Consider the following 1968-nt stretch of genomic DNA (forward strand, 5'->3'; position numbering starts at 1 on the left):
ACACCACGAGCGTTCCGCTGCGCAGGGACGCGGCGGCGCTCCGCGCCACCGATCCCAGGATCGGATTCCCTCCCCGGCTGAAGCCGGGGATACCCTCCGAAGATCAGGGATGGCCGTGGCGAAGTACCGGCCGGGGTGTCTGTCGCGCTGTCGCGTCCGCCGCACGCCCCGGCTCCGCCGCTGTCCACAGCCACGGCCAGGCGCGACAGCGCGACAATCGCGACAGCAGTACAGCAACCCAGCGTCACCTTGATCACCGGCCTGGGGGTCATCAAGGCCTCCGGTGGAGACCTTGATGACCGCCCCAGGCCAGGTTGCCAATGTACCGAAGAACGGGTTGCGTCACCTGTCCGCAGCCCGTTCGGACCTGCGCTGTCAAGGTTGGCGGCGCACCTTGGCGGCGCGGGTTGCGGAGGCGGGTGGTCAGCTCCCGACGGGCCCGGCAGGTAGCGTCCGGACGAGCTCGGCCGCCCAGACGCCGGCCTCGTTCTGGCCGAGCACCCGGTCCCCGGGGCCGGTATTCCGCACCACCACGCGGTGCGGGGCCCTGGGACCGGCCAGCACCCGGCCGCCCAGCGGCCCACCGCGCAGGTCCTGTTCCTGCATCACAGCTTTTCCTTGGAGGGCATGCCCCTCCTCACCACTTCGGGTGCTCAGGGCGAGGCGGACAGGGCCGGGCTGGGAAGCAGCTGGGCATCGGCCGTTCGGGTGCGGCACGCGCCGCGGGCACAGGATCCCGGAGAGCGGTAGCAGTACGGCGGTCGGCGCTGGGATTGATGCGCCCCCGGCACATCGGGCGGGTCCCAGGGCGTCAGCTGCTGCTGGAGGATCCCATCTGCTTGATGCCGGTGAGGATCTGCTCCAGCGCGTCCTTGTCCGGCGAGAGCGCGTCGTCGTCCACCGAGCCCTTGAACACCACGTACCCGCCGCCCTTGGTCGGGAAGGTGGCCAGCAGGACGTAGCCCTGGGTACCGGTCAAGGTCTGCACATGCCAGCGTTCGGCGTAGCCGGGCACGCCGTCCACGCTCATGGGACCGGAACCGTAGTCGGTGTGCTGGGTGACTCCGGGGTAGAGCCCGTTCGCAAAGTCCGGCATCGCGGAGTCGGCGGCGTCCTTGGCCGTGGTGCCCTGGACCGTGTCCTTGCCGATGGCGAACATCCCCCGGACGCAGCGGTGGCCGCCGTTGCAGCTGTACTGGCCGGTGCCTTCGAACCATGACAGGTTCGGGCGGTCGGTCTCCGTGGCCCAGCCGTCGAGGATCGGGACGGTGATGGCGTGCTGCGGGTCCGGCCAGATGCCCGTGACGGACGGCACCGGCCTGGCCGTCGTGGGCGCCGGGGTGGGAGTGGGGCTCGGCGTGAAGCCGGTGCTCCGGGAGGCACTGACCGTCGGGCTCGGGGTCGGGCCGGCCTGCGGATCGCCTCCATCGCGGAACGCGAACGCGGCGACGGTCCCGCCCACGGCCAGCACACCGACCACGACGCCGATGATCACACCGAGCCTTGTGCGCCGGGGGCCCGGCGCAGGCGGGTAGCCCGGGCCGGGGTAGCCGTAGCCGGCTCCCGGGTGGGCGTTCCGGCTCGCGCCCGGGTAGCCGTAGCCGGGGGCCTGGCCGAGGTTCTGGCCCGGATGGCCGTAGCCGGGCTGCACGGCGCCGGCCTGGAGCGGCCGGACCTCGTTCGTCCAGGCATTGCCGTCCCACCAGCGCTCGTACCCGGGGGAGTTGTCCGCACCAGGGACCGGGTACCACCCGGGAGGCGTCGAGTTGGTCACGGGCGTACGCTACCCGCCCGTCGCCGGCCCGCTCCGAGCGGGTACGTCCCAGCCCGGCCGCGACGGGCGGCCGGCGCTCCGTGTGCACCTGCTGGACGGTTCGCTACGCCGGGCCCTGCACGTCGCCGGCGATCCGCTCGGCGCCGACAACCGTTCCGAACGGCAGCCGCCGGGTAGGAATCGCGGCTCGGGCC

General features: G+C 72.6%; 2 protein-coding genes. Both read right to left on the reverse strand.

Annotated elements, in window-relative coordinates; genetic code table 11:
• Positions 1-423 precede the first annotated feature (423 nt).
• The gene (locus ACFU7Y_RS43455; RefSeq protein ID WP_224276587.1) at positions 424-606 is read right to left on the reverse strand and encodes a hypothetical protein; all 183 of its coding nucleotides are present in this window, start codon (positions 604-606) and stop codon (positions 424-426) included.
• Between the two features lie 205 nt (positions 607-811).
• Positions 812-1774 (reverse strand): DUF2510 domain-containing protein, encoded by a 963-nt coding sequence (locus ACFU7Y_RS43460; RefSeq protein ID WP_224276585.1) that lies wholly within the window; start codon positions 1772-1774, stop codon positions 812-814.
• Between the last annotated feature and the right edge of the window lie 194 nt (positions 1775-1968).

The sequence above is a fragment of the Kitasatospora sp. NPDC057542 genome (assembly GCF_042801945.1).
Taxonomy (GTDB): Bacteria; Actinomycetota; Actinomycetes; order Streptomycetales; family Streptomycetaceae; genus Kitasatospora.